General features: G+C 45.0%; 2 protein-coding genes. Both read left to right on the top strand.

What is annotated here, in order from left to right; translation table 11 throughout:
• On the top strand, positions 1–595 hold a 595-nt coding region (locus AC3LHT_RS01810; RefSeq protein WP_488661784.1), incomplete at its 5' end, for a BMP family lipoprotein.
• A gap of 166 nt (positions 596–761) precedes the next feature.
• Positions 762–2,100, top strand: a 1,339-nt coding sequence (locus AC3LHT_RS01805) for an ABC transporter ATP-binding protein (protein WP_488661785.1), incomplete at its 3' end; no start/stop codon positions are given.

Raw genomic sequence — 2,100 nt, 5'->3', positions numbered from 1 at the left:
AAAAATGACGAAAACAAACAAGGTCGGTTTCGTGGGAGGCATCAAATTCCCCCTCATCGAAAGATTCGAATATGGGTATATGGCCGGGGTCAAGATGGCCAACCCCAAGTGTGAAGTCTTGTCTCAATATGCGGAATCCTTTACCGATGCGGCCAAGGGCAAAGCCATTGCCAATAATATGTATCAAAAGGGTGCTGATATAGTCTTCCACGCTTCCGGTGCTTGTGGTAACGGCGTTATCGAAGCAGCTGCTGAAAAAGGTGAAGGCTTCTTTGCCATCGGTGTAGATGCTGACCAGGATTACATGGCCCCTGGAAGAGTTCTCACCAGCTCCATGAAGAGAGTGGATATGGCGTCTTACCAGGCCGTTTTGAGTGTTGCATTAGGCACATTCACACCCGGTCTCCACGTCCTTGGAATTAAGGACGAGGGTGTTGGCATTAGCCCTATGAAATACACCAAGGATATTGTTCCCAAGAGTGTACTCAAGGAACTCGATTTCCTGAAAGAAGAAATCAAAAAGGGCATACTCGTCGTTCCTGATACTCAGGAAGCACTTGACGCTTTTGAAGTCCCTGAAATCACACTTCCTTGATTGAGTTAACGGGGTGCCCCTTTGTGGCACCCCCATTTCCCTTATTGCTAATGATATTAAAGGTCGGGAGGACTCGCTCCCGATTTTTAGTATCGTTGGTGATGGAGGTGAGTCTGTGTCCACATTGAAGTCAGGTACTCCAGACTTTTCCGATTACGCAGTGGCAATGAAGGGAATTGTTAAAAAATTCCCCTCGGTGGTGGCAAATGACAATGTGGATTTTTTTGTAAAAAAAGGCGAAATACATGCCTTGGTTGGAGAAAACGGTGCAGGAAAATCCACGCTTATGAAACAGCTATACGGTCTTTACACACCAGATGATGGAGAAATTTACATCAATGGTAGGAAAGTGCACTTTAAAGGGCCAAAAGATGCTATTGACAACGGCATAGGCATGGTCCATCAGCACTTCATGCTTGTTGACAATCAAACTGTGGCTGAAAACGTTATTCTCGGTTCGGAACCCAGGAAAGGTATTTTTCTGGATTATAACAAAGCCCGGAAAGAAGTTAAGGAACTCTCTGAAAAATTCGGTTTGGCTGTTGATGTTGACGCAAAAATCGAGGACATTCCTGTTGGCATGCAGCAAAGAGTTGAGATTTTAAAAATCCTTTACAGAGGAGCTGAAATACTCATTTTCGATGAGCCAACCGCCGTTTTAACACCGCAGGAAACCGAGGAACTCTTCAATGTAATGAGATTACTCAAGAGTAACGGAAAAACGATCATCTTCATAACACACAAGTTGAATGAGGTCATGGCCATTACCGAAAATGTTACGGTCATGCGGCTTGGCAAAGTAACAGGTAACGTGCTTACTAAAGATACCAATCCTCGGGAAATAGCCACCATGATGGTGGGGCGAGAAGTACTGCTGAGAGTTGAAAAAGAAAAAGCCCATCCTTCTGAACTGGTTCTTGAAATTGAGGACCTATGGGTAAATGATAACAGAGGACTTTATGCAGTACGCGGAGTTTCACTCGAGGTTCGCGCGGGTGAAATAGTCGGCATTGCCGGTGTAGCGGGTAATGGACAGACAGAACTCGTCGAGGCCGTTACTGGCCTGAGAAAGGTTGAAAAGGGCCGTATAGTGCTTTTGGGAAACGAAATGACAAATGCCTCACCTCTGGAATTCAGAGAGTCCGGGCTTACTCACATTCCTGAAGACAGAATAAAAAGGGGCATGATTTCCCAATACCCGGTTTATTACAATTTAATTCTCGGAAAGCACTCTGAAGAACCATTCGCTAAAAACGGCATCTTGGACCTCAATGAAATCAAACAGTATTCTGATAAGCTGGTTGAGCACTTTGACGTCCGACCGCGCGATATAAATATGCTCGCGGGTAATCTCTCTGGAGGGAATCAGCAAAAAATGGTTGTTGCCAGAGAACTCGACGAAACCCCTGTTAAGCCAAAAGTCGTTGTTGTTGCACAACCAACAAGAGGCTTGGACATAGGTGCTATCGAGTTTATACACAAAACAATTATTTCCATGAGGGACC

It is taken from the genome of Kosmotoga sp. (assembly GCF_982836095.1).
Note: the sequence above shows the minus strand (reverse complement) of the source record. Positions and strands in the feature narration are given on the sequence as shown.